Consider the following 1,770-nt stretch of genomic DNA (forward strand, 5'->3'; position numbering starts at 1 on the left):
CAAGCAATTGGTTTGTTTTACGGATTGCCCCTTCAATTCCTTCAGCAGTGGGAGTATTAACAATTTCGGCCCCTAAAGCCTTCATGATTTCCTGCTTTTCGATGCTGAATTTTTCAGGAACCACAAAAACTACCTTAATGTCCCTATTAATTGCAGCTAAAGCAAGACCAATCCCTGTATTGCCCGCTGTCGGCTCGATAATGGTTCCGCCTGCTTTTAATTTGCCAGCTCTTAACGCCTCTTCTATCAATTCCTGCCCCAGGCGGTCTTTAATACTGCCTCCTGGATTCAAGTATTCCAGCTTTGCGAATAAACGGACATTGTTTGGCAGTTGAAATTGAGTTAGTTCAAGCATTGGTGTCTGTCCAATAATTTCATGAATACTGCGGTACACTGTCATTTCCAAAGACTCTCCTTATTCAGCAAACACCTGGCGCCATTCATCCTTCTTCGCCAGCATTTTAACTGCAATTTCTTTCGCGCCGTCAAGGCTGTGACTTGCTGCCCAGCCGCACTGGATTTCGTTGCATGCAGGAACTTCCTCCGCTTCAAGAACATCCTTCAGTGTTTTTTCTAAGACTACAAGAATATCATCATAGTCATCATGATTAATGACAGCTAAATAAAACCCAGTCTGGCATCCCATTGGACTGATATCTACTACAGTGTCATGATGATTGCGGATGTTCTCAGCCATCAAATGCTCAAGAGAGTGAAGACCTGGCATTTCCATATGCTCCTTGTTCGGCTGGCAGAAGCGGATATCGTATTTATGAATCACGTCTCCATTAGCTCCTTGAGTTGTGCCAGCAAGACGGACATACGGTGCAGCTACTTTTGTATGATCAAGATTGAAGCTTTCAACATTCATCTTTTTAACCATAATTACTTCAGCTCCTCTAACATTAGTAAAATTAGTTCTGCAGAATTTTTTGCAGCTGTCTCCAAAAACTCGTCAAATGATAGATTGGAATCTTTTCCAGCAATATCTGATAATGACCTGATAATGACAAAAGGCACTTCAAACTGGTAGGCAACCTGGGCGATCGCTGCTGCTTCCATTTCAGCAGCATATAAATCAGGCAGCTTCGACCTTATGAAATCGACTCGTTCAGGATCATTCATAAAGGAATCACCGGAAGCGATCAACCCCTCAGCAACCTGGATGCCATTTATTTTTTCGGCACTTTTTACAGCAGCGCTGACAAGCCTTTGATCCGGCGAGAAGTAAGCAGGCATTCTTGGAACCTGCCCATATTCATAACCAAAAATTGTGACATCCACGTCATGGTGACGGACTTCCGTTGAAATGACGACATCGCCAACATTCAGGTCCCTGTGGAAACCACCAGCCGAGCCTGTATTGATAATTACATCTGGCTGGAATTTTTCAATCAATAAGGCTGTACCTAATGCTGCGTTCACTTTTCCTATTCCGGACTTAAGGAGGATAACTTCTAAGCTATCAATCTTACCTTGATAAAACTCTGAACCTGCAAGGCTCGTATCCTTTCGTTCGTTAAGCTTGCTCCGCAATAATTCGACTTCTTCATCCATTGCTCCGATAATTCCAACTCTCATAGGTACAACTCTCCAATCCATGTTAGTTACGATTTTCTTTAACGGCCTCCATTAGCCAGACGTAGGAGTTTAATTTTTCAAATCTGACCTGGAATCCATTTTTCTTGAAAAGCTCATCAAGTACATCAAGCGTTGTATAGTACTCTCTCTGAAGATCCTCCAACAAATTTTTATAGCCTTGTTTTGTTA

3 protein-coding genes are annotated in these 1,770 nt (G+C 42.5%); all 3 read right to left on the bottom strand.

Annotated elements, in window-relative coordinates:
• The coding region (locus WB217_RS12585; protein ID WP_423993563.1) for a PLP-dependent cysteine synthase family protein at positions 1-400 on the bottom strand (400 nt) is incomplete at its 3' end.
• 15 nt (positions 401-415) lie between these two features.
• A complete protein-coding gene (locus WB217_RS12590) occupies positions 416-883 on the bottom strand; it encodes an S-ribosylhomocysteine lyase (RefSeq protein WP_423993564.1) in 468 nt (155 codons plus the stop codon).
• Positions 884-885: 2 nt separating this feature from the next.
• Positions 886-1,581, bottom strand: a complete 696-nt coding sequence (mtnN, locus tag WB217_RS12595) for a 5'-methylthioadenosine/S-adenosylhomocysteine nucleosidase (protein WP_423993565.1) — start codon at positions 1,579-1,581, stop codon at positions 886-888.
• Positions 1,582-1,770: the final 189 nt, after the last annotated feature.

The organism is Mesobacillus sp. (genome assembly GCF_049588175.1).
Lineage (GTDB): Bacteria > Bacillota > Bacilli > Bacillales > Cytobacillaceae > Mesobacillus.